Source organism: Streptomyces hygroscopicus subsp. hygroscopicus (assembly GCF_001553455.1).
Lineage (GTDB): Bacteria > Actinomycetota > Actinomycetes > Streptomycetales > Streptomycetaceae > Streptomyces > Streptomyces hygroscopicus.
The window spans coordinates 1-1,295 of record NZ_BBOX01000280.1 but is presented as its reverse complement, the minus strand read 5'-3'; the positions used below and the strand labels follow the sequence as shown (position 1 = coordinate 1,295).

The window sequence follows — 1,295 nt, the reverse complement described above, 5'->3', positions numbered from 1 at the left end:
TCCACGAACGTGCCCGGCAGGACCGGCTCCCCCCAGTGGCCGGAGGCGATGGCGATATCGGCCTCACCGCGCCGGTTCTGAGCGGGTGTGGGCCGGTCGGCGAGGTCCCGGAGGTGGTCGCGCAGCGCCTCGGAGCGGTCGGCGGCCTCCTCGACGGCGCGGCGCGGCAGGGTGAGCACCGTGGTCCGGGTGACGGCCCGTACGGTGAACTCCCAGGTGCGCTCCGGGCCGGTCAGGGCCGCGTCCCCGAAGTACTCCCCGTCGGCCAGCACCGCCAGCGTGCTGCCCTCGTCATAGGCGCCGGGAGCGGTCTGCCGGACCTTGCCGTGGGCGATCAGGAACACCTGGTCGGCCGGGCGGCCCGCCTCCACCAGCACATCCCCGGGCGCGTACTCGCGCTGGACACAGCCGTCGGCCAGCGACTCCAGCACGGCGGTGTCCCCGAAGCCGCGCAGCGTCGGCAGCTCGCCCAGCTCCGGCGGGATGACCCGCACCTGCGATCCGGTGGTGATGAACTCCACCCGCCCGTCCCCGACCGTGTACGTCAGCCGGCGGTTCACCCGGTACGTACCGGCCGACACCTGGACCCAGGGGAGGACCCGCAGCAGCCACCGGGAGGAGATGGCCTGCATCTGCGGAACGGACTTGGTGGTGGTCGCCAGATTCCGCGCGGCGGCCGTGCCCAGACTCAGCGGCTGCTCACCGGACTCCACGGAGGTGGTCATATGTGCTCATCACTCATTTCGGTAGATCTTCGGGAAGGTATGCGAAGGCCACGGGCCCGGTCGGGCGGACGTCAGAGCCCGATTTCCACGTTCTCCAGAATTCCGAGCGCGTCCGGGACGAGTACGGCCGCGGAGTAATAGGCGCTGACGAGATACGAGATGATGGCCTGCTCGCTGATTCCCATGAATCGCACCGAGAGGCTCGGCTGATATTCGTCGGGAATACCGGTGCGGTGCAGCCCGATGACTCCCTGGTTCTCTTCGCCGGTGCGCAGGACGAGAAGGGACGTCACCCCGCTGCGGGTCACCGGAATCTTGTTGCAGGGCAGGATGGGCACACCCCGCCAGGCCGGCAGCGCATGCCCGTTGACCTCCGCGGGCTGCGGGGAGATGCCCCGGCTGTTGAACTCGCGGCCGATCGCCGCGATGGCACGCGGATGCGCCAGGATCAGCCCCGGCTCCTTCCAGACGGTGGCCAGCAGCGCGTCGAGGTCGTCGGGGGTGGGCGGGCCGCTGCGGGTGTGGATGCGCTGGGAGAGGTCGGCGTTGTGCAGCAGGCCGATCTCGGCG

General features: G+C 70.4%; 1 protein-coding gene and 1 pseudogene. Both read right to left on the bottom strand.

What is annotated here, in order from left to right; translation table 11 throughout:
* The coding region (locus tag AXW62_RS26395) for a cyclic nucleotide-binding domain-containing protein (RefSeq protein ID WP_143712762.1) at positions 1-725 on the bottom strand (725 nt) is incomplete at its 3' end.
* A gap of 71 nt (positions 726-796) precedes the next feature.
* Positions 797-1,295 (bottom strand): annotated as a pseudogene (locus AXW62_RS26390) (Crp/Fnr family transcriptional regulator); the annotation flags it as partial.